The sequence below is a fragment of the Nocardia aurantia genome (assembly GCF_009604425.1).
In the GTDB taxonomy this organism is placed as follows: Bacteria; Actinomycetota; Actinomycetes; order Mycobacteriales; family Mycobacteriaceae; genus Nocardia; species Nocardia aurantia.
In genome coordinates this window covers 22,573-42,141 of record NZ_WEGI01000021.1, presented here as the reverse complement: position 1 = coordinate 42,141, position 19,569 = coordinate 22,573, and the positions used below count along the sequence as shown (strand labels likewise).

The following is a 19,569-nucleotide window of genomic DNA, read 5'->3' as shown; positions in this document are numbered from 1 at the left end:
ACCCACAATGAGCGGATTGCTCGCAGGCAAGACCGTCCTCATCACCGGCATCATCACCGACTCCTCGATCGCCTTCCACGCGGCCAAGGTCGCGCAGGAACAGGGTGCGAAGGTGATCATCACCGGGATTCCGGAACGGCTGCGGCTCATCGACCGGATCGCCAAGCGGCTGCCGCAGGAGGTGCCGCCGGCCATCGGGCTCGACGTCACCAGCGAACCGGATCTCGCCGCGCTGGCGGAGAAGGTGCAGGTGCTGGCGCCGGAAGGTCTCGACGGCGTGCTGCACTCGATCGCCTTCGCGCCCCGGACCCTGATGGGCCCGGAGGCGTTCGGATTCCTCGAGGGCCCCGGCGCCGACGCCGCCAAGGCGTTCGAGATCTCCGCGTGGAGCTACGCCTCGCTGGCGCGGGCGGTGCTGCCGGTGATGAACCCGGGCGGCTCCCTCGTCGGCATGGACTTCGATCCGCGCACGGCGATGCCGTACTACAACTGGATGGGTGTGGCGAAGGCCGCGCTGGAGTCGGTCAACCGGTACGTGGCGCGAGAAGTGGGCTACGCCAAGAAGATTCGCTCCAACCTGGTGGCCGCGGGGCCGATCAAGACGCTGGCCGCCAAGGCCATCGCGGGCACCGCCACCGACGACGCCAAGCAGCTGACCATGCTGAACCGGTACTGGGACGGCGCCTCGCCGATCGGCTGGGACGTCGACGACCCGACCGTGGTCGCGCGGTCGATCGTCACCCTGCTGTCGGACTGGCTGCCGGGCACGACCGGCTCGATCATCTATGTCGACGGTGGCGCCAGCCACAACACCTGGTTCCCGGAGAAGGACCTGGCCGAGGGCTGAGTGCGTACGCACGCACTGGGGCGGGCCGGAATCCGGTCCGCCCCGGCGTGTTCCGGCCCTGTCCCGCTTTTCCGGGCCGCGTGCCCGATCGGCTCGGCTCACGGAGGTAGGCAATGCAATTCGACGCACTGCTGTTGCTGTCGTTCGGCGGGCCGGAGCGGCCCGAGGACGTGATGCCGTTCCTGGAGAACGTGACCCGCGGCCGGGGTGTCCCACCCGAGCGGCTGGCCGAGGTGGCGCAGCACTATCTGCATTTCGGCGGGGTCTCACCGATCAACGCCTGCAACCGGGCGATCATCGCCGCGGTCGAGGCGGAATTCACCGCGCGCGGAATCGCGCTGCCGGTGTACTTCGGCAATCGCAACTGGGCTCCGATGGTGGAGGACACCGTCGCCCGGATGCGCGACGACGGGGTGCGCTCGGCACTGGTCTTCCCTACCTCGGCGTGGGGTGGGTACTCCGGGTGCCGTCAGTACGACGAGGACATCGCGCGGGCGCGGGCCGCCGCCGGGCCCGATGCCCCGGAGCTGGTGAAACTGCGGCAGTACTTCGATCATCCGCTGCTGATCGACGCCTTCGCCGACGCTGTTCGCGCTGCGCGGCAACAACTTCCGGCCGATCGGCGGGACTCGGCGCGACTGGTGTTCACCGCGCACTCGATTCCGGTCGCCGCCGACGCGGTCGCGGGGCCGCCGGCCGACGGTGGCCGGCTGTACAGCCGGCAGGTGGCGGAGGCGGCCCGATTGTGCGCCGCCGCAACCGGTTTCGACGATCACGATGTCGTGTGGCAGTCACGTTCCGGGCCGCCGCAGGTGCCGTGGCTGGAGCCGGACGTCGTCGATCACCTGGAAGCGTTGTCCGCGAAGGGGTTCGAGGCCGTGGTGGTCTGCCCGATCGGCTTCGTCTCCGACCACCTCGAGGTGGTGTGGGACCTCGACAACGAGGCGGCGGAGCGGGCCGCCGGACTCGGTATCGCGTTCGCCCGCGCCGCCACTCCCGGCACCGATCCGCGCTTCGCCGCCTTGGTCGCAGAACTCGTCGCCGAGCAGAGCGCGGGTTCGCCGGCGCGCCGCCTGGGTTCGGTGCCCGGTTACGGCTGCACGCGCAACGGTGACCTGTGCGCACCCGGCTGCTGCGAGCCGCCCCGGCGGCCCGGCCGTAAACTCGGCTGAGTCGCGCTCGGCTGGGCCGTGATTGGGCTGGGTTGTGATTGGCTGATCTCGTTCTTCGGTTCGGCCGCAACCGAATCGCGCTCGCCGGGACCGCCGGCCCCGACGGCGGAATAGGCTTTCGTCCATGGTGCCTCTCTCCCATGTCCTGACGTTCGCGCTGGCGGCCTTCGTCATCATCGTGATCCCCGGGCCGAACGTGTTGTTCGCGATCGGGCGGGCGCTGGTGCTGGGCCGGCGACCGGCGGTGTTGTCGGTGCTCGGGACGACCGCGGGGTCGGTGGTGCCGTTGCTGGCGGTCGCGTTCGGGCTCGGGGCGCTGCTGACCGCGTCGGCGGTGGCGTTCGCGGTCGTGAAGGTCGTGGGCGCGGCGTACCTGGTCTATCTCGGGATATCCGCGATCCGGCAGCGGAAGGGCCTGGTCACGGCGCTGAACGCCGACGTGCCGGTCGGGGCGGTCCGGCGGGCGCTGCGGCAGGGATTCGTGGTCGGGGCGACCAATCCGAAGACGCTGGTGTTGTTCGGCGCGGTGCTGCCGCAGTTCACGGTGCCGGAGGCGGGTGATCTGCAGGTGCAGATGTTGCTGCTGGGGTCGATGTGCCTGACGATCCAACTGGTGTCCGACAGCGCCTGGGCGCTGCTGGCGGGCACGGCACGTTCCTGGTTCGCGCGGTCACCGCGGCGGCTGGAGGCGGTCGGCAGCGCGGGCGGGCTGATGATCATCGGCGTGGGCGCGGGCGTCGCGCTGGGCGGGACGAACTGAGCGCCGACACTCGGGCCGGTGGCCGCCGGCCCACGGCGGCCGCCCGGCCAGCGGTTATCGTGGTGAGCGATGGCTGTCGGGGATCGTTCCGAGCTCGTCACACAGTGGTGGCAGGCGTTGCGCGACGCCTGCCGGGTGACCATGCCGGAACCGCGCGGTCTGCTCGAGTCGCTGGCCAGTGAGTTCACCGCCGGGCTGCGGTTGGGCGACTCCGCGGTCGGGATCCGGGTCGGGGAGGCGCTGGCCCGGGCCGGGCTGGACGATCCGGCGGTGGCGGTGGTGTCCGCGCAGGTGCTGTGCCGGGCCGCGGAGGGCGACGACCGGGCCGAGGTCGACCGCCGGGTGGCCGCGCTGGCGGTCGGGATCGGTCAGGGCCATCAGGCCGAACTGGACAGATCCGGCGCGGGACCGGGGCAGCAGGACCGGTTCCGGGTCGTCTTCGACAACGCGACGGTGGCGATCGCGATCAGCGACGAGGCGGGAAATCTGCTCGACGCCAACCAGGCCTTCGCCGACCTGCTGGGTGTTCCGCTCGAGGACGTATACCGGATCCCCACCGTCGAGACGCTGCACTTCTCGCATCCGGACGAGCGCGAGGAGATCGCGGACCAGATCTTCGAGTTGCTGAACAATCGGCACGGCACGATCCGGATGGAACGACGAACGATCCGCAGTGACGGCACATCCGGCTGGGCCACCTTCTCGGTCACCTACGTGCCCGGTGCCGAGGACCACCGGGACTACCTCATCGCCTTCGGCAAGGACGTCACCGAGCGGCACCTGCTCGAGGAGGAGTTGCAGCGGCAGGCGCGGCAGGACGCGCTGACCGGCCTGCCCAACCGCTGGCAACTGCTCGACGCCATCGGCTCGGTGATCGCGGCCGCGCCCGCCGACGACCGCGTCGGCCTGTGCTTCGCCGACCTGGACCGGTTCAAGGAGATCAACGACCGGTACGGCCACGGTTTCGGTGATCGGGTGCTGACCACGGTAGCGACCCGCCTGAGCGAGGCCCTCGCCGACCTGGACTGCCTGCTGGCCCGTCTCGGCGGCGACGAATTCGTGGCACTGGTGCCGCCCCCGGACGCGGAGACCAGGGTGACCGACGTCGCCGAGCGGATGCTGGCGGCGCTGTCCGAGGCGATCGTGGTGGACGAGCATCGGGTGCAGGTGTCGGTCAGCATCGGCGCGGTGATCGAGCCGTGCGCCGGCGCCCAGCCGGAGGAACTGCTGGACGCCGCCGACCGCGGCCTCTACCGCGCGAAGATCGCCGGCCGCGACCAATGGGTGCTGCACGTCCTCGACGCCCCCGACCACCCGGCGGCCAGCGAGCGCCCGCGTTCGTGAGTGCGGGTCGCCGCTACGTGCCGGGACGGCGGATCGTGGATTGCGTCCGCGGCTGGGCGTACACGAATGAACCACCATCGAGTGCGTCCCGGCAACGACCGGGAGCCGGGAATGGCACTGCCGCAGGTGGTTCGGTGGCACCGGGCCGCCGGTCCCCGGTGCCGGTTCGGCCCGGGTACGGGCAGGTGTGTCGGAGATTGCTGAGCGCGGGCAACGATGCTCTGCGAAAGTCATGTATGTGACGTATCGGTATCGGAATTTGTCCCACGCCATCGACGACCCCGCAAGTCCGTTGCGCGAGTACTTCCATCGGCGGTTCCCGAACGTGCGGCCGGTGCAGGACGGCTACCGGCAGGCGTCGGGGCCGATCGTGGTGGAGGGTGTCACCGCGAGTCCGGGGACCGTCGCGGCCGCGTTCGATCTGCTGCTGCGGTTCCGGCTGGATGCCGGGTACCGTCCCCGCGTTGCCGCTGCGGCGGAGGCGATCTCGGCGGTTCCCGAGCATGTCGCCACCGTGTCCGACGTGGCCGCGGTCGCCGGGGCGGCGGTACGGCCGTCGTCGGACGGCGACATCGAATCGGCGGTGGCGGTGCGGGCCTGCTGGGCGCTGGCTCTCACGACCGAGCTGTACCGCAATCCGCTGCTCGTGCTCGGTTCGCCGCCGGCCGCGCTCATCCGGGACGGTGAGTTCACCACCGAGGCGCTGCTGGCGCTGGCGCCGGACGACGTCGTGGAGCTGTTGGGGGCGTTGTACACGCGGGCGGTCACCGCGCTGGCCGACGTTCTCGCCGGCCCGCACGACGCGGTGGCGCTGGGGCCCGCGTTCGCCGGATCCCGGTGGTGTGCCGCGGATGCGGACGTCATCGTCGACGGCACCCTGATCGATGTGAAGACCCGCATGGGGAATCGGAACAAGAAATCCGGTGTGCGATCGGATTCGTTGCCGCGCAACGACATCTACCAACTACTCGGCTATGTGCTGTTCGATCGGCCGGACGAGTATCGGCTGACCGAGGTCGCCGTGTACTCCGCTCGGTACGCGACGCTGCATCGCTGGCCGCTGCAACAGTTGCTGGACACTCTCGCCGGTGAACCGGTCGACCTCGCGGCGGAACGCGCGGCGGTCTGGGAGTTGCTCGGCGCGCAGGACGATGACGCCGGAGCTGTCGTCGAACCGTCGCCGAGCGCCGTCCCCGCTCCGGAGACCGCCGCCGATCCGGAGGACGTGTCCGCGCCGGCGGAGGCTGTGGTGGCCGACTCGGAGGACGTGTCCGCGCTGTCGGACGCCGTGGTGGCCGATCCGGAGGACGTGTCCGCGCCGTCGGGGGCTGTGGTGGCCGATCCGGAGGACGCGTCAGCGCCGTCGGAAGCGGTGGTGACCGGCGGCGCGGAACCGGATGGTCGGCGTGGGTGGCAACGGCTGGTGCAATGGCGGGGGCGTTTGTTCGCACGCCGCGGCAGGTCGTGAGCGACCGGGTATCCGATCGTCGACCCGCCGCATCCCGTCGAGGCCGCCGGGTTGCCGTCCGGGCTCGAGCCGCCGGGTCAGAACGAGGTGATGACGACCCGGGCGATGTCCGGTTCGGCGAGCGCCGCGTAGCCCTGGTCGACCTCGTCCAGTGAGATCGTCTTCGACACGAGGTCGTCGAGGTTGAACCGGCCTTCGAGATACAGGTTCGCGTACATCGGGATGTCGTGGCGCGGGGTGGTGGAGCCCATGTTCACCCCCTGAATTCGCTTCTGCGACATGATCAGTGCCAGCGGAGACAGCGGGAACTGAACGGTGGGGTCGACCAGGCCGATGAGGTAGAGGCCGCCGCCGTCGGCGGTCATGGCCAGGGCCTGTTCGGTGACCGCGGGGATGCCGACGAAGTCGAAGACGGCGTCGGCGCCGCGGCCGGTGATCGCCAGGACCGCTTGCACCGGATCGACTTTCGTGGAGTCGACGGTGTGGGTCGCGCCGCATCGCTTCGCGAGCTCCAGCTTCCCGGGGTTGATGTCCACGGCGATGACGGTGGCCGCGCCGGCGACGATGCCGCCGCTGATCGCGTTCAGCCCGACCCCACCGGCGCCCACGACGACGATCGCGTCGCCGGGTTTCGTTGCGGCGGTGTTGATCACCGAGCCGGCGCCGGTGACGACGCCGCAGCCGAGCAGCGCGGCCTGGGGAAACGGGATCTCGTCGGGGATCCGCACCAGTTGCGCCTCGTGGACGAGCGCTTGCTGGGCGAAGCCGCCGAGGCCGAACACCTGGGTGACCGGTGTGCCGTCGATCGCGAGGCGCGGTCCCTGGTCCGCGGTGCGGAGGGTGGCCTCGGGGTGGCGGCAACGGTAGATGTGGCCGGACAGGCATTCCGGGCATTTGCCGCAGTACTGCACGAGGCAGCCGACCACGTGGTCGCCGACCGCGACATCCGTGACGTCGGGGCCGACGCGCTCGACGACGCCGCTGATCTCGTGGCCGAGCAGCATCGGGGTGGGGACGCCCATGTCGTTGTGGGAGAAGGTGAGATCGGTGTGGCACAGGCCCGAGGCGCGGACGCCGACGAGCACCTCCCGGCCGATCGGGTCGGCGAGGTGGACGTCGGCGGCGGTGAAGCCCTGTCCGAGGGCGGTGACGATGGCTGCTTTCACGGTGGGTCCTCGCGTGCGGTGGGTTATTTGAGAAGGGCGCCGGCGTCGACGGGAAGTGTTGTGCCGGTGATGTATCGGGCGTCGTCGGACACCAGGAACAGCACCGCCTTGCTGACGTCCGCGGGCTCGATCCAGGGGACCGGGAGGGCATTGTTCGCGCGGAAGGCTTCGCGGACGTCGTCGACGGTCGGTTCGTCGAGGTCGGGCCGGAACAGCGCGAACGTGGTCGGGTTCATGATCATCGGGGTGTCGACCGAGGTCGGCAGGACGGCGTTGACGCGGATCCATCGGTCGGCGTATTCGAGTGCCAGGGTGCGGGTCATGCCGATCACGCCGTGTTTTGCGGCGGTGTAGTGGACCATGTTGCGGATACCGCGCACGCCGCCGACGGAACTGACCAGCACGATCGACCCGCGGCCGCCGGCGACGAGGTGCGGCAACGCGGCCGCGCAGGTGTGCCAGGCCCCGGTCAGGTTGGTGTTCACCAGGTTCTGCCAGGCGGCGTCGGAAAGACCTTGTGTCGCACTGCCGTAACCGGAGATGCCCGCGTTGGCGACGACGATGTCGAGCCGGCCCAGGTCGCCGGCGGCGGCGTCGACCGCGGCGCGCAGGGCGGGGCCGTCGCCGACGTCGGCGACGGCGGTGTGCGCGCGGCGGCCGAGATCGCTTACCAGCCGCGCGGTTTCGGCCAGATCGCCGGCATCGGGCATGGGGTAGGACACGGTGTCGATCTGCCGGGCGATGTCGATCAGGATCAGGTCGGCGCCGGCGCGGGCCAGATGGACCGCGTGGCTGCGGCCCTGGCCGCGGGCGGCGCCGGTGATCAGGGCGACCCGGCCGTCGAGCGCGCCCATCAGTACGGCCCCACGACCTTGGCCTGCAGGTAACTCTCGACCGCCTCGGGGCCGCCCTCGTGGCCGAATCCGGATTGGCGCCAGCCGCCGAACGGCAGGTGGAAGTCGGTGATGTGGGTGTTGATGTTGACGGTGCCGGCGCGCACCCGCAACGCCATCCTCTCGGCCCGGTCCAGGTCGGGGGTGAACACCGCCGAACCGAGTCCGTAGACGGTGTCGTTGGCGATGTCGATCGCCTCGTCGTCGCCGTCGTAGGCGAGCACCGACAGCACCGGGCCGAACACCTCGTCGCGGGCGATGGCCTGGTCACGCCGCACTCCCGCGACCACGGTCGGCTGCACGTACCAGCCCCGATCGAGGCCGTCGGGCCGGCCGCCGCCGACGGTGACCGTGGCGCCGTCCGCGCGGGCGCCCTCGACGAAGCCGAGCACCCGGTCGCGCTGTCGTTCGGCGACCAGGGGCCCGATCTCCGATTTCTCGTCGAAGGGGTCACCGACGATCTGGCCGGACATGGCCGCCGAGACCGCCTCCACGATCTCCTTCTCGCGGCTGCGGGGGACCAGCAGCCGCGAATTGGAGACACAGATCTGGCCGTTGTTCTGGCACACCCCGAACACGATGCCGGGCAGGGCCGCGTCGAGGTCGACGTCGTCGAGCAGGATGGCCGCGGACTTGCCGCCGAGTTCGAGGCTCAGGCGTTTCAGGTCGGTGGCGGCGTCGGCCATGATCGCGCGGCCGGCGGCGGTGCTGCCGGTGAAGGCGATCTTGTCCACGCCCGGATGCCGTACCAGGTAGCGGCCGGTCTCGCGGCCGCCGGGCACGATGTTGACGACGCCCGGCGGAATATCCGCCGCCGCAAGGGATTCGGCGAGCAGATACGCGGACAGCGGTGATTCCGGGGCCGGCTTGAGCACGACGGTGCAGCCGGCCAGCAGCGCCGGCGCCAGCTTGTACATGGCGAGGAAGATCGGCCCGTTCCACGGCACGATCGCGCCGACGACCCCGACCGGCTGCTTGTGGATGGTCCAGTCGCCCATCAGGCCGGTGCGGGATTCGCGCAGCGCGACGGAGTCCGCCAGATCGGCGTAGTACCGCAGCATCATGATCGGCGCCGGCGCCTGGCCGGTGCGGGTGTAGGAGATGACCGAGCCCATCTCGCCGGTGATCGTGGTGGCGAGCGCGTCGACACGGTCGGACAGGGCGTCGGCGAGCGCGCGCAGCTTCGCGGCGCGTTCGGCGAGGGTCAGCCAGGGCCAGTCCGAGTGGTCGAAGGCGCGGCGCGCGGCGGCCACGGCGGCGTCGATGTCGGCCGGGCCGGCCTCGGGCACCGACCCGATCACCTGCTCGGTCGAGGGGGAGATCACCTCGATCCGGGCGCCGGTCGACGGCGCCGCCCAGCGACCGTCGATGAAGAAGTCGTCACGTACGTAGGTCGGCTCGGGCATCGGAGCACACACTTTCTCGGAGCGTCGATGCTCCGAATCGGGCACGGGGAGGACGGGATTCGATGTTCGATAGGGACCAGCGCCGAGCCGCCCGCGAATTCGGGCGGCGGGCGCCGGATGTCGCGGACGGCCGGGTGTTTTCGCGCACGATCAGCGCACCCGGAAGGCGATGGACTGGGGCCGGCCGAATTCGAGCAGGCCGGGCAGGCCGTGCTCGGCGCCGATGCCGGAGGCTCCCCAGCCGGTGATCGGCGCGTCGGCGTCGAGAGCGGTTCCGCCGCCGTTGATCCGGACCGATCCGGTGTTCAGCCGCCGGGCGATCTCCCACGCCTTCCCGGCGTCGGCGCCGACGACGCCGCCGGACAGGCCGAAACGGGAGTCGTTGGCGATGGCGACGGCCTCGTCGTCGGTGTCGAAGGGCAGCACGACCGCGACCGGGCCGAAGATCTCCTCCTGCGCCACTCGCGCTTTCGGCGAGACGCCGCGGATCACGGTGGGCGCGTGGAAGTATCCGGGCCGCTCGACGGGTTTGCCGCCGATCACGATCTCGCCGCCCTCGGCCGCGCCGATCGCGACGTATTCGGCGACCCGGTCGCGCTGCGCCGCGGAGATCAACGGTCCCATGGTCGTCGTGGCGTCGGCGGGATCGCCGACCACCGTGCGCGCGGCCCGCTCGGCGAGCGCGTCGAGGAAGTCGCCGACCAGCCGCCGGTGCACCACGTGCCGGGTGAGCAGCACACAGCCCTGGCCCGCGTGCAGGGTGAAACTGTGGTACGCGAGGTCCGCGGCGTCGGCCACCGCCGCGTCCTCGCGCACCACCAGGGCGGATTTCCCGCCGAGTTCCAGCACCACCGGCTTGAGCGAACGGGCCGCCAGCCCCATGATGTCGCTACCGGTCCGGCTGGAGCCCGTGAAACTGATCATGTCCACCCGCGGATCGGCCACCAGCGCCTCGCCGACCGCGACGCCGCCGGTGACCACGTTGACCGCCCCCGGCGGCAGCCCGGCCTCGGCGGCCGCCGCGCCGAGCACCAGCCCCTCCAGCGGGGTCAGCGGAGAAGGCTTGAGCACCACCGTATTTCCCATGGCCAGTGCCGGACCGAGTTTGCACAGGTTCAGGTAGAGCGGGAAGTTGAAGGGGGTGATCAGGCCGACCACGCCGCGCGGCCGGTACACCAGCGCGGTGGCGCCGAGCACCGATCCCGGTCCGGTCCGCAGCGGCGTCACCGAATCCAGTTGGGTGGCAGCGAGATCCACCGCGTGCCGGAACCGGCCGAAACCGATGCCGAAGTGCGTGCCCTCGACGAGCGCGGGCAGCGCACCGGATTCGGCGGTGATCACCGCCGCGAGTTCGCGCCGGTGCGCGTCGAGCACGTCGACGAACCGATGCAACAGGGTGGCCCGCTCCCGGGAACTCAGCCGTGGCCACGGCCCCTCGTCGTAGGCGCGCCGGGCGGCGGCGACCGCGGCGTCCAGATCGGCCGGATCGCCCTCGGGCACAGTGCCGATCACGGTCGCGGTGGCCGGATTCGTCACCGTGGTGGTGCGGCCGGCGCGGGTGGCGACCCAGTCACCGTCGACGAAGAGACCGTCGTAGCTGGTCGAATCGAACATGACTTCCTTCGTGAGCGGGAGGGGCGGTCAGTCCCAGACCAGCGGCAGCGCGTCCAGCCCGTTGACCTGGTTCATGTGGCGGTGCAGCGTATGTCCTTCGGCCACACGGTAATTCGGGATCCGCGCGTGGAACTCCTCCAGCACGATCTTCAGCTCCAGCCGGGCCAGGTGCGAGCCCACGCAGCGGTGCGGGCCGATGCCGAAGGTCAAGTGCCGGTTGGCATCCCGGGAGAAGTCGAGCACGTCGGGATCCTCGAACTGGCTGGGATCCCGGTTCACGGCGATCGGGTTGATCAGCACCCGCTCGTCGGCCCGGACCGGGCAGCCGCCGATCTCGGTGTCGGCGCCGACCGCCCGGCCGATCATGATGACCGGATCGAACCGCAGGAACTCCTCGACCGCGGCCGGGATGATCTCCGGATTGTCGAGGATCTGCTGCCGCAGGTCCGGCCGCTGCGCCAGATTGGCGAACATGAACGACATCGCCGAGGTGACGGTGTCCAGGCCGCCGAGGAACAGCAGCAGCGCCATGTGGTTCAGGTCGTCGTCGGTGATCGGCGCACCGTCGATCTCGCCCTGCACCAGCGCGGTGGCGATGTCGTCGCGCGGGTCGGCGCGGCGCTCGTCCAGGATGACCCGCAGGTAGTCCATTGTCTGCGCGGTGGCCTCGCCGGCGGAGATCGCGCCCTCGCCCTCGTGGGCCTGATGGTTGATCATGGTCGCCCAGTAGTGGAACTTCTCGGCGTCGGCGTTCGGCAGGCCCATCAGCTCGGTGAAGATCGTGGTGGGCAGCGGGGCGGCGAGGTCGGCGACCAGTTCGCAGGAGCCCTTCGCCCGGAACTGCTCGATCAGCTGCACGGTCAGCGCCCGGATGGCCGGCTCCAGGGCCGCGATGTTCTTCGGCGAGAACGCCTTCGAGATGATGTTGCGGTACTTCATATGCTCGGGCGGGTCGTACTCGAGCGGGGGCAGCGGCCGGGTTTCCGGTCCGGCCGGGACGCGCACGGACTTGGAGTTCGTGAACGTCGCTGGATCCTGGAGGATCCGGCGGGCGTCGTCGTAATCGGAGACCACCCAGAAGCCGCCGTGGGCATCGGTGTGGGTCACCGGGCAGCGTTCCCGCATCTCCCGGGAGACCTCCAGCGGGTCGGCGCCCAGCCGGGCGTCGTGGTGGTCGAAGTGGGCTACGAAATGCTCGATGAGCTCAGGTTTCATCCGGGCTCCTTGGACAGGACGGCGTCGGTCGCCGAGGCGGCAGGAAGGGGAGGACACCGGCCGTGGGGCCCGGAGGCACTGTCACCGGATGTCGTCGGATCTGCAGCCTGGCACGTGACCGTTATCACTTCCGTTACAACGAGCGGCAACGCGGCCGGTAACGCGGCCGCGCGAGCATGAGCGCGCCGAATCGCGCGACCTTCCAGAGGAGTTCCGATGTTGACAACCCCGCCGCCGGTCACGGATCCGGCCGAGCTGCGCCGCGCCTACGGGTGTTTTCCCAGCGGGGTCGCCGCGTTGTGCGCCCTCGGCGGCGACGGCGTGCCGATCGGCATGGCGGTGAGTTCGTTCACCTCGGTGTCGCTGGCCCCGCCGCTGGTCTCGGCCTGCGTGCAGGACGTGTCCAGTACCTGGCCGCGGCTGCGCGCCCGCGATCGGATCGGGGTCAGCATTCTCGCCGAGGGGCACGGTGACGCGTGTATCGCGTTGTCCCGCAAGCACGGTGACCGCTTCGCCGGAATCGGCTGGGACGCGACCGCGGACGGCGCGGTGTTCGTGCACGGCGCGGCCGCGTGGCTGGACTGCGTCGTGCACGACGAGGTGACGGCGGGCGACCACACGATCGTCGTGTTCCGGATCGCCGGAGCCGTGGCGGACGCCGGGATCGAGCCGCTGGTGTTCCACGGCAGCCGGTTCCGGCCGCTGTCGATCGGCTGAGCCGGCGGTCAGCCCGCGCCGCGGCCGGTCAGGTAGGCGGGCAGCATGCCGAGGATCAGTTCCACCAGTTCCGCCCGGCTGGTCCGCTGCTGTCCGGACAGCCATTCGAACATGACGCGCAGCGTGCCGGCGGCCAGGAACTGGCTGGCGAAATCGAGGAATTCGGGGGTGGCGTCCGGCCGTTCGATCGCGATCGTCGGCACGATGTTGCGGGCCATCTCGCCGACGAAACGCTCGCGCAGTTCCGCGCCACCGGCGCCGTCCCGGGCGAGCAACAGCAGGTTGCGATTGGCCAGCAACCCTTCGAGCACATCGGTGAGGCCGGTGCGGGTGATCTGCTCCCGGTCCGGCCCGGAGGTGCTGCGCCGCACCACGTCGACCGAGCCGAGTTGCTCGAACAGCTCCTCGACCGCGAACAGCGCCAGCGCGTCGACGGTGGCGAAATGGGTGTAGAAGGTGCTGCGCGCCACCCCGGCCCGGCGGGTGATCGTCGCGACGGACACATTGCGCGCACCGCTCTCGGCGATCTCGTCGTGCAGCGCGTCGGACAGCCGCCGGCGGGTGCGGGCGGCCCGCGCGTCGTCGGTCGCCGACAGGGCGTTGCGCCGGGACTCCTGAGCCGAATCCGTCATTTCTCCTCGATTGATAGACATCTGTCTATCAGAGTGTAGTCTGACGGTGATGCAGGCCACACGATAGGTACCACCAGCGACGATGATCATCGAAGATCGAGCGCCGGGATCCTTACGGACTCGACAGCGCGCCAATCAGATCCGGCTCGCCAACGCGGGCGCCACCGTACTCGGCGAACTTCCCGCGCTCGCGACCGTCGTCGTCGCGCGTCCCCGGGTCGAGCACGCTATTACCGAGGCCTTCGCGCGGGCCGGGGTGGTGGAGATCGTCGCGGGCAGCGGCTGCGGCAAGACCACGGCCGCCGTCCTGCACGCCGAGGGCCGCCGCGGCCCGGTCACCTGGCTGACCCTGCCGCCCGTGCTCAGCGCCGCCGACCTCGGCCGGGTCCTGGACGGTTGCCTGTCGGAACCCGAAAACGCCTGTGCCACAGGTCTGGTGGTGATCGACAACGCCGAGGCCGTCGACGGCGATCCGGCCGCGACCGCGGTGCTGGCGGACTTCCTGCGCCGGGCCGGGGCCGTGGTCGACGTGCTGATCCTGACCACCCGCCATCTCGGCGGCGCCACCGCGGACCTGGTCCTGCGCGGGCTGTGCGAGGTCGTCATGGCCGAGCAGCTGCGCCTGACCGGTGACGACGCCGCGGCGCTGATCGAGCGGCTGCGGCCCGCCGAGCCGATCGGCGCGGACGCCGTCGTGGCGCAGTCCGGCGGCTGGATCGCCGGGGCGGTGCTGCTGATCCGGTTCGGCGGCGCGGCCGGATCGGCGCAGTCGCCGGTCCTCGTCGCGTACGTCGAATCGCAGATCGTGGACGCGCTGCCGCTGGACGAACAGGACCTGCTGCTCGCCGGCGCGCTGCTGGACCGGGTCACCCGGCACGACAGCGCGGGCCTGCTCGGGGCGCACGGCGAATCGGTGTTCTTCGGGCTGCGCGGCCGTGGCCTGCCGATGATCGCGGCCGCGGACGACGCGCTGGTCTACAGTCCGCTGTTGCGGCGCTGCCTGCGAGAGATAGTGCCGCGCAGGCGATCCCAGCGGATGGCCGACATCCGCCGCCGGTTCGCCTTCCATCTGGCGGTGGCGAGCCGGTTCGACGAGGTGGTGGACTGGTGTGCCGCCGCCGAGGAACCGTCGCTGGCGGTCGAGGCCCTGGAATACGGCGTCCGATCCCTCGGGGATCCCGGTGCGGTCGCCGACCGGGTGGAGCGCTGGTCGGCCTCGATCGGCGAATCCCGGTTGCTCACCAGCGATCTGCTCACGGCATGCGTGCTGCGCGCGCTGCACGCGCGCCGCGGCTTCGATCGCGCGGTCCCGCTGATCCACCAGCTCGAGGCCGACGGCCGGATGGACGATGTGGTCGCCGCCGATCCGGGCATCGTCGGCGTGGTGCTGTGGACCCTGCACAGCCGGCCGGTCGAGGCCGAACACTACGTTCGCGATCATCGCGACGATCACGGCGCGGACGCGGTGCGATTCATGCTGGCCGCCACCAGCGGCACCGAACCCGCGCTGCCGCCACTGGCGACCAGCTGGGGCAATCTGGCGAAGGTCGTGCACTGGGGCATGCTGTGGCAGGGCCGCTGCGACGACATCGTGGCCGCGCTGGACGGCCCGGACGCCGAGGACAATCCCAATGTGGCGCTGGCCGCCGCCTGGAACGGCCGGATCGACCTGGCGGAGCGGGCTTTCGAGCGCATCGTGCCCACCGGCCGCGACCGGCCGCACGTCGTTTTCGTCCGCGCCGCGATGGATATCGCGCGGGGCCGGACGGACGAGGCCCGGCGGCAGCTGCGGGCACACGCGCTGGAGGCGCGCCGGACCGGGGCGGAGTCCACCTACGAGATCCTGGCCGCCTGGGCCACGCTGCAGGCCGGCGCCCCCGAGGAGGCGACCGCGCTGCGGTACGGCTCCCTCGAGATGAACGGCGGTGAGCGCCGGGCGATCAGCGAATGGGCCCGGCTGGTACTCGGTCTCGCGCTGCTCGACCTGGATCAGCCCGGCGACGCCGCCGTGATCCTCGCTCCCGCGGTGGAATCCATGCGCCGGGCCAGGCGGCGGCTGATGCTGCCCGCGGCGAGTTACGCACTGGCGGAGGCACATGTGCGGCTCGGGGCCGAATCCACCGCCGCGGCGGTACTGGCCGATCTGCGTCGCTCCGGCATCCGCGGCCGGGGTTACTGGACCACCGAGTGCCTGGCGCGATGTCACCATCTGCGCGCCACCCGGCTGCTCGACCCGGAAACGGCTGCGCCGCAAGCGGAACCGGCCGACAACCTGCCGGACCCGATGCCGGCGGTGATCGCGGTGGCGAACCGGCAGCCCGCGGTCGTCGAATTCCTGCCCTTCCACGAACCGCCGCTGATCGTGGTCGACGGGGTGGAGACCTCCGGCCGGCGGATGAAGGTGGTCGAGCTGATCGCCGATCTGGCCCAGCATCCCGACGGTGTGGAGCGATCGAGGTTGCAGGAGCGGCTGTTTCCCGAGGTGGAGCGCAGCAAGGGCGGAAACCACTTCCGGCAGATCGTGTTCCGGCTGCGCGAGCTGACCGGTGTGCGGCTGGAGCGGCACAACCCGGCCGTGGTGGCCTGGCCGGAATCGGTGAAACTCGTTGCCCTGGACCGGCAATTCGAGGACGAGGTGCTGCGGGCCCGCGCGGTCGCCGAGCCGGGCGAGGCGCACATGCGGCAACTACGCGACGCCCTGGACCTGGCCCCGGGGATCTACCTGCCGGGCAGCGACCTGGCCTGGGTGGAGGAGCGGCGGACGTATCTGTCGGTGTTGTTCGAGGAGGCCGTGACCACGCTGCTGTGGTGGGCCGTGGAGGCCGGCGATGTCGAACTGGTGCGTGGTTACGGCGCCCGGGTGCTGGAGTTCAACCCGTTCAGCGAGGAGATCTACGGGCTGCTGATCCGGGCCGAACATCTCGCGGGGAACCGCGCGGCGGCGATGGCGATATTCCAGCGGGCGCATTCGGCGCTCGGCGAGTTGGGCCTGGAGCCGGGGGCGGAGCTGCGCCGGTTGGTGCAGCTGCCACCCGGCGCGGTCAACGCCCGCGCCACACGGGGGCCCGCTTCTCGCTGAATGCCCGCGCCCCCTCGATCCGATCCTCGGACAGATAGGGATTGGGGCCGGCGTTCAACCGGAGATTCGCGGAAACCGGCATCTCCCAGCCCTTTCCGGCCATCTCCTTGTAGCGGCGCAGCGACAGCGGGGCGCGGGTGAGCAGGTCGGCGACCCACGCGTCGACCCGATCGGCCAGTTCCGCCTTCGGCCAGACTCGGTTGATCAAGCCGATCCGCAGGGCGTGCTCTGCGGTGATCCGGTCGCCGAAGTACAGCATCTCCATCGCCAGCGCGCGCGGGATCAGCCGGGGCAGCAGCACCGAACCGAAGTTCGCGCCCATGCCGCGGGTGGACTCCGGCATGCCGAAGAGCGCGTCGTCGGAGGCGACCCGCAAATCGCAGGCCATCGCGAGCTCGCAGCCGCCACCGAGGGCGAACCCGTCGATCACCGCGATGGTCGGTTTCGGGATCTCGAGCACGGCCTCGTAGACGTTGCGGGCCTCCTCGAGCATCGGGGTGCTCGGTCGGCCGCCGTCGCGATCGCGGGCCCGCATGTCCTTCAGATCGCCGCCGACGCTGAACGCGCGGCCGCCCGCGCCGCGCAGTACCACGACCCAGATCTCGGGGTCGGCGGCGGCCGCGACGGCGGCTTGCACCAGGCGTTGTTTCAGCGTGGTGTCGAGGGCGTTGAGCCGGTCCGGGCGATTCAGCGTCAGCCAGACGGCGTGGCCGCGGCGTTCCTCCAGCAGCACGTCGTCCCTGCGTGCGGCACTGCTCATCGCGGCACTCTCCTCGATGCGGGTACGAACACAGCGTTCACCGACGGAATTCGGCGGAGACCGGCGTGGCCGCCCGATCGCGGTCAGCGGCGTCGGCGGCAGCGGCCAGCGACCCGTATCGTTCCGCCAGATCGCGTTGCGAGCTGGCGATCGGCTCGGCCCACGGGGCCGCGGCGCCGGCGTGCGCACTCGGACCGCACCGGAAATGGCTTGCCTGCTCGGCGGTTTCGATGAACGGCAGATCCATCGGATACAGCCGATCCCCGCGCGGGCGGGGCCCGGCGAGCGGGGTGCGGCCGTGCAGTTCCCGGCCGAGGATCTCGGCGGCGAGCAGGGCGGTGTCGATCAGGCGGTTCCGGTCGACGCCGGTCGGGATGCCGGACTCCTCCAGCAGGTCCACCAGATCCTCGGTGGCGATCATTCCGGTGACCCGGCCGTTGCCGCAGTACGGGCAGCCGCCGATACCGCCGACGGCCGCGTCGATCACCAGGGTGGTGTCCGGCGGCATCGCGCGCAGCGCGGCGTACGCGGAAACCATTGCCGCGCCGCGCTGGTCGTGCAGGTGCAGGTGGATCGTCCGCACCGACGGCCAGCGCCGCAGGATCTCGGTGACGAAGCGTTCGGTGCGCAGCGGCGTGTTCCAGCCCATCGGGTCGCCGAGCCACACGGTGTCGACGGTGATCCCCGCGGCCGTCCAGGCGCCGATCATCCGTGCCAGCAGGTCCATGCCGTACCGGAAGGGGATGTCGCCGACCCAGTTCGAGCCGAAGCCCGCGCCGAGCCGGACGGCCGCCGTGCGCGCGCCGCGTGCGCGGGCGGCCTCGACGATCCCGGGCCAGGCGGCGATCTCCTGCGCCTGACTGCGATTGGTGTTGCGCCGCACGAACACATCGCACGCGTGCACGGTGAGCCGGGGCCGCTCGTCGACCGTCAGCGGTGGCACGAACCGCGATCGGCGTTGCGCGCCTTTGTCGTTGAGGACCAGCGCGGTGTACTCGACACCGGGGACCGGGGTGAACCGTTCCAGCAGCCGCTCGACATCGGCCATCTGCGGCACCCAGCGCGGGCTGACGAACGAGCCGACGACCAGGTGCCGCAATCCGGTGCCGGACAGCGCGTCCAGGAGTTCCACCTTGCGCGCCACCGGGATTCGCGCGTCCTCGATCTGCATTCCCTCGCGCATCGTCTCGTCGACGATGCGCACGGCGGGAAATTCCACGGTCATCGAGGGCCGTTCATGGTCAGCACACCGCGCACGTTGCGCCCCTCGAGCTGATCCGCCAGGGCCGCGTTGATGTCGGCGAGCGGGTAGGTGGTGATCATCGAGTCGATGTCGAGCAGCCCCCGCCGGTACAGTTCGGCCAGCCGGGGCACCGCGGCCCGCGGGTCCAGGCCGCCGAACAGCGAACCGCGAATCTGCTTGCTGAACAACGCGAACGCGCCGATATCCAACGGCACCGGGGTCTCACCGAACGGACCCATCCCGGTCACCACCAGGACGCCGTCCTTACCGGTGATCGCCAGGCCGTCGTGCAGGATGGCGGGGGTGACCACGCTGGGCGTGAGGATCACCCGGTCCGCGCCCTGCCCCCAGGTCAGCTCGTCGACGATCGAGCGGGCGTCGGCGACGGCGGCGGCGGTGTGGGTCGCGCCGAAGGTCTTCGCGCGGTCGCGCCGGGTGGCGAACGGCTCGACCGCGACGATCGCCGCGGCCCCGGCGTTGCGGGCGCCCTGCACCGCCGCCGCGCCCAGGCCACCGCAGCCCACCACCACGACGATGTCGCCGGGCCTGGTGCCCGCGGTCTCCACCGCCGAACCCCAGCCGGTGGCGACCCCGCAGGAGATCAGGCAGGCGGCCGGGAACGGGAGATCGTCGGGAATCGGCAGCAGCGAGCGGTCGGAGACGACGGTGCGTTCGGCGAAGGTGCCGAGTTTCGCCATCAGATACAGCGGTTCACCGTCGAGATGGTGCCGGTACTCGCCGTCGGCGAGCTGTCCCCGGGACATGAAGTCCTTGTTGCCGTTGCACAGCGAGCCGCGTCCGCTCACGCAGTAGCGGCAGTGCCCGCAGGTGGGGGAGAAGCTGGCGCAGACCCGGTCGCCGACGGCGAAGCGGGTGACCCCCGGGCCGACCTCGGCCACCACGCCGGCCGCCTCGTGCCCGCCGAGCATCGGGTAGACGGCGGCGTCCGTGCCCGGTCCGACCCGGTCGCCGCTGCGGAAGTGCTCGTCGGAGTGGCACAGCCCCGCGGCCGCCCATTCCACCAGCACCTCGCCCGCCGCCGGCGGGGAGACGTCGATCTCCACGACCTGCCACGGCTGTTCCCGGCCGACGACGACCGCCGCAAGGGACTTCCTCGAACCCACTGCTGACCTCCGCTTCCTCCGCTGCGGCCGTCCACCGCGCGGCGAACGACTCGCGGGTCATTACACGGGCGCGGGCATTATGGCGTCCGTTACCGCGGGGCTCCTCCCGAGCGCTACGCGGCGGTAATG

General features: G+C 71.0%; 16 protein-coding genes. 7 read left to right on the top strand and 9 right to left on the bottom strand.

Translation table 11 applies throughout. The features are described from left to right. The first annotated feature begins 7 nt into the window (after positions 1-7). From inhA to NRB56_RS35915, 5 genes are all read left to right on the top strand, one after another. A complete protein-coding gene (gene inhA / locus NRB56_RS35935) occupies positions 8-847 on the top strand; it encodes an NADH-dependent enoyl-ACP reductase InhA (protein ID WP_153348834.1) in 840 nt (279 codons plus the stop codon). Between the two features lie 113 nt (positions 848-960). Next, positions 961-2,019: a ferrochelatase gene (locus NRB56_RS35930; RefSeq protein WP_153348833.1), complete on the top strand. Its 1,059-nt coding sequence runs from the start codon at positions 961-963 to the stop codon at positions 2,017-2,019. Positions 2,020-2,143: 124 nt separating this feature from the next. After that, positions 2,144-2,779: a LysE family translocator gene (locus NRB56_RS35925; RefSeq protein ID WP_153348832.1), complete on the top strand. Its 636-nt coding sequence runs from the start codon at positions 2,144-2,146 to the stop codon at positions 2,777-2,779. A gap of 69 nt (positions 2,780-2,848) precedes the next feature. Further along, positions 2,849-4,123 (top strand): sensor domain-containing diguanylate cyclase, encoded by a 1,275-nt coding sequence (locus tag NRB56_RS35920; protein ID WP_153348831.1) that lies wholly within the window; start codon positions 2,849-2,851, stop codon positions 4,121-4,123. A 238-nt stretch (positions 4,124-4,361) separates the two neighbouring features. Next, entirely contained in the window at positions 4,362-5,591 is a 1,230-nt protein-coding gene (locus NRB56_RS35915; RefSeq protein ID WP_153348830.1) for a hypothetical protein, read from the top strand. Between the two features lie 77 nt (positions 5,592-5,668). Here the strand turns inward: NRB56_RS35915 and NRB56_RS35910 are convergent, their stop codons facing one another. The 5 genes from NRB56_RS35910 to NRB56_RS35890 all read right to left on the bottom strand — a co-directional run bounded on the left by NRB56_RS35910 (position 5,669) and on the right by NRB56_RS35890 (position 11,885). Beyond that, a complete protein-coding gene (locus tag NRB56_RS35910; RefSeq protein WP_319944023.1) occupies positions 5,669-6,757 on the bottom strand; it encodes a zinc-binding dehydrogenase in 1,089 nt (362 codons plus the stop codon). A gap of 23 nt (positions 6,758-6,780) precedes the next feature. Then, positions 6,781-7,614, bottom strand: coding sequence for a mycofactocin-coupled SDR family oxidoreductase (locus tag NRB56_RS35905; protein ID WP_319944035.1), 834 nt, complete (start codon positions 7,612-7,614; stop codon positions 6,781-6,783). After that, complete coding sequence (locus NRB56_RS35900; RefSeq protein ID WP_153348828.1) at positions 7,611-9,056, bottom strand: aldehyde dehydrogenase; 1,446 nt, start codon at positions 9,054-9,056, stop codon at positions 7,611-7,613. Before NRB56_RS35900 ends, NRB56_RS35905 begins: the two co-directional genes overlap by 4 nt. 150 nt (positions 9,057-9,206) lie before the next feature. After that, positions 9,207-10,670, bottom strand: coding sequence for an aldehyde dehydrogenase family protein (locus NRB56_RS35895; protein ID WP_153348827.1), 1,464 nt, complete (start codon positions 10,668-10,670; stop codon positions 9,207-9,209). Positions 10,671-10,697: 27 nt separating this feature from the next. Next, on the bottom strand, positions 10,698-11,885 hold the full coding sequence (locus NRB56_RS35890) for a cytochrome P450 (protein WP_153348826.1): 1,188 nt from the start codon (positions 11,883-11,885) through the stop codon (positions 10,698-10,700). A gap of 216 nt (positions 11,886-12,101) precedes the next feature. Between NRB56_RS35890 and NRB56_RS35885 the strand changes: the two genes are divergently transcribed. Next, positions 12,102-12,602 carry a flavin reductase family protein gene (locus tag NRB56_RS35885; protein ID WP_153348825.1) on the top strand — a complete coding sequence of 167 codons (501 nt, stop codon included), beginning with the start codon at positions 12,102-12,104 and terminating at the stop codon, positions 12,600-12,602. A gap of 8 nt (positions 12,603-12,610) precedes the next feature. Here the strand turns inward: NRB56_RS35885 and NRB56_RS35880 are convergent, their stop codons facing one another. Continuing rightward, positions 12,611-13,234, bottom strand: a complete 624-nt coding sequence (locus NRB56_RS35880; protein WP_194291118.1) for a TetR/AcrR family transcriptional regulator — start codon at positions 13,232-13,234, stop codon at positions 12,611-12,613. 82 nt (positions 13,235-13,316) lie between these two features. Here NRB56_RS35880 and NRB56_RS35875 point away from each other — a divergent pair, with 82 nt between their 5' ends. Continuing rightward, on the top strand, positions 13,317-16,313 hold the full coding sequence (locus NRB56_RS35875) for a bacterial transcriptional activator domain-containing protein (protein ID WP_153348823.1): 2,997 nt from the start codon (positions 13,317-13,319) through the stop codon (positions 16,311-16,313). Here the strand turns inward: NRB56_RS35875 and NRB56_RS35870 are convergent. Genes NRB56_RS35870 through NRB56_RS35860 form a run of 3 tightly spaced genes read right to left on the bottom strand, consistent with a single transcriptional unit; the run spans position 16,276 to position 19,440 of the window. Then, a complete protein-coding gene (locus tag NRB56_RS35870) occupies positions 16,276-17,073 on the bottom strand; it encodes an enoyl-CoA hydratase/isomerase family protein (protein WP_153348822.1) in 798 nt (265 codons plus the stop codon). The genes NRB56_RS35875 and NRB56_RS35870 overlap by 38 nt on opposite strands. 37 nt (positions 17,074-17,110) lie before the next feature. Continuing rightward, positions 17,111-18,298, bottom strand: a complete 1,188-nt coding sequence (locus tag NRB56_RS35865) for a beta/alpha barrel domain-containing protein (protein WP_153348821.1) — start codon at positions 18,296-18,298, stop codon at positions 17,111-17,113. Continuing rightward, complete coding sequence (locus NRB56_RS35860; RefSeq protein WP_319944022.1) at positions 18,295-19,440, bottom strand: alcohol dehydrogenase catalytic domain-containing protein; 1,146 nt, start codon at positions 19,438-19,440, stop codon at positions 18,295-18,297. The genes NRB56_RS35865 and NRB56_RS35860 overlap by 4 nt, the downstream gene beginning before the upstream one ends. Between the last annotated feature and the right edge of the window lie 129 nt (positions 19,441-19,569).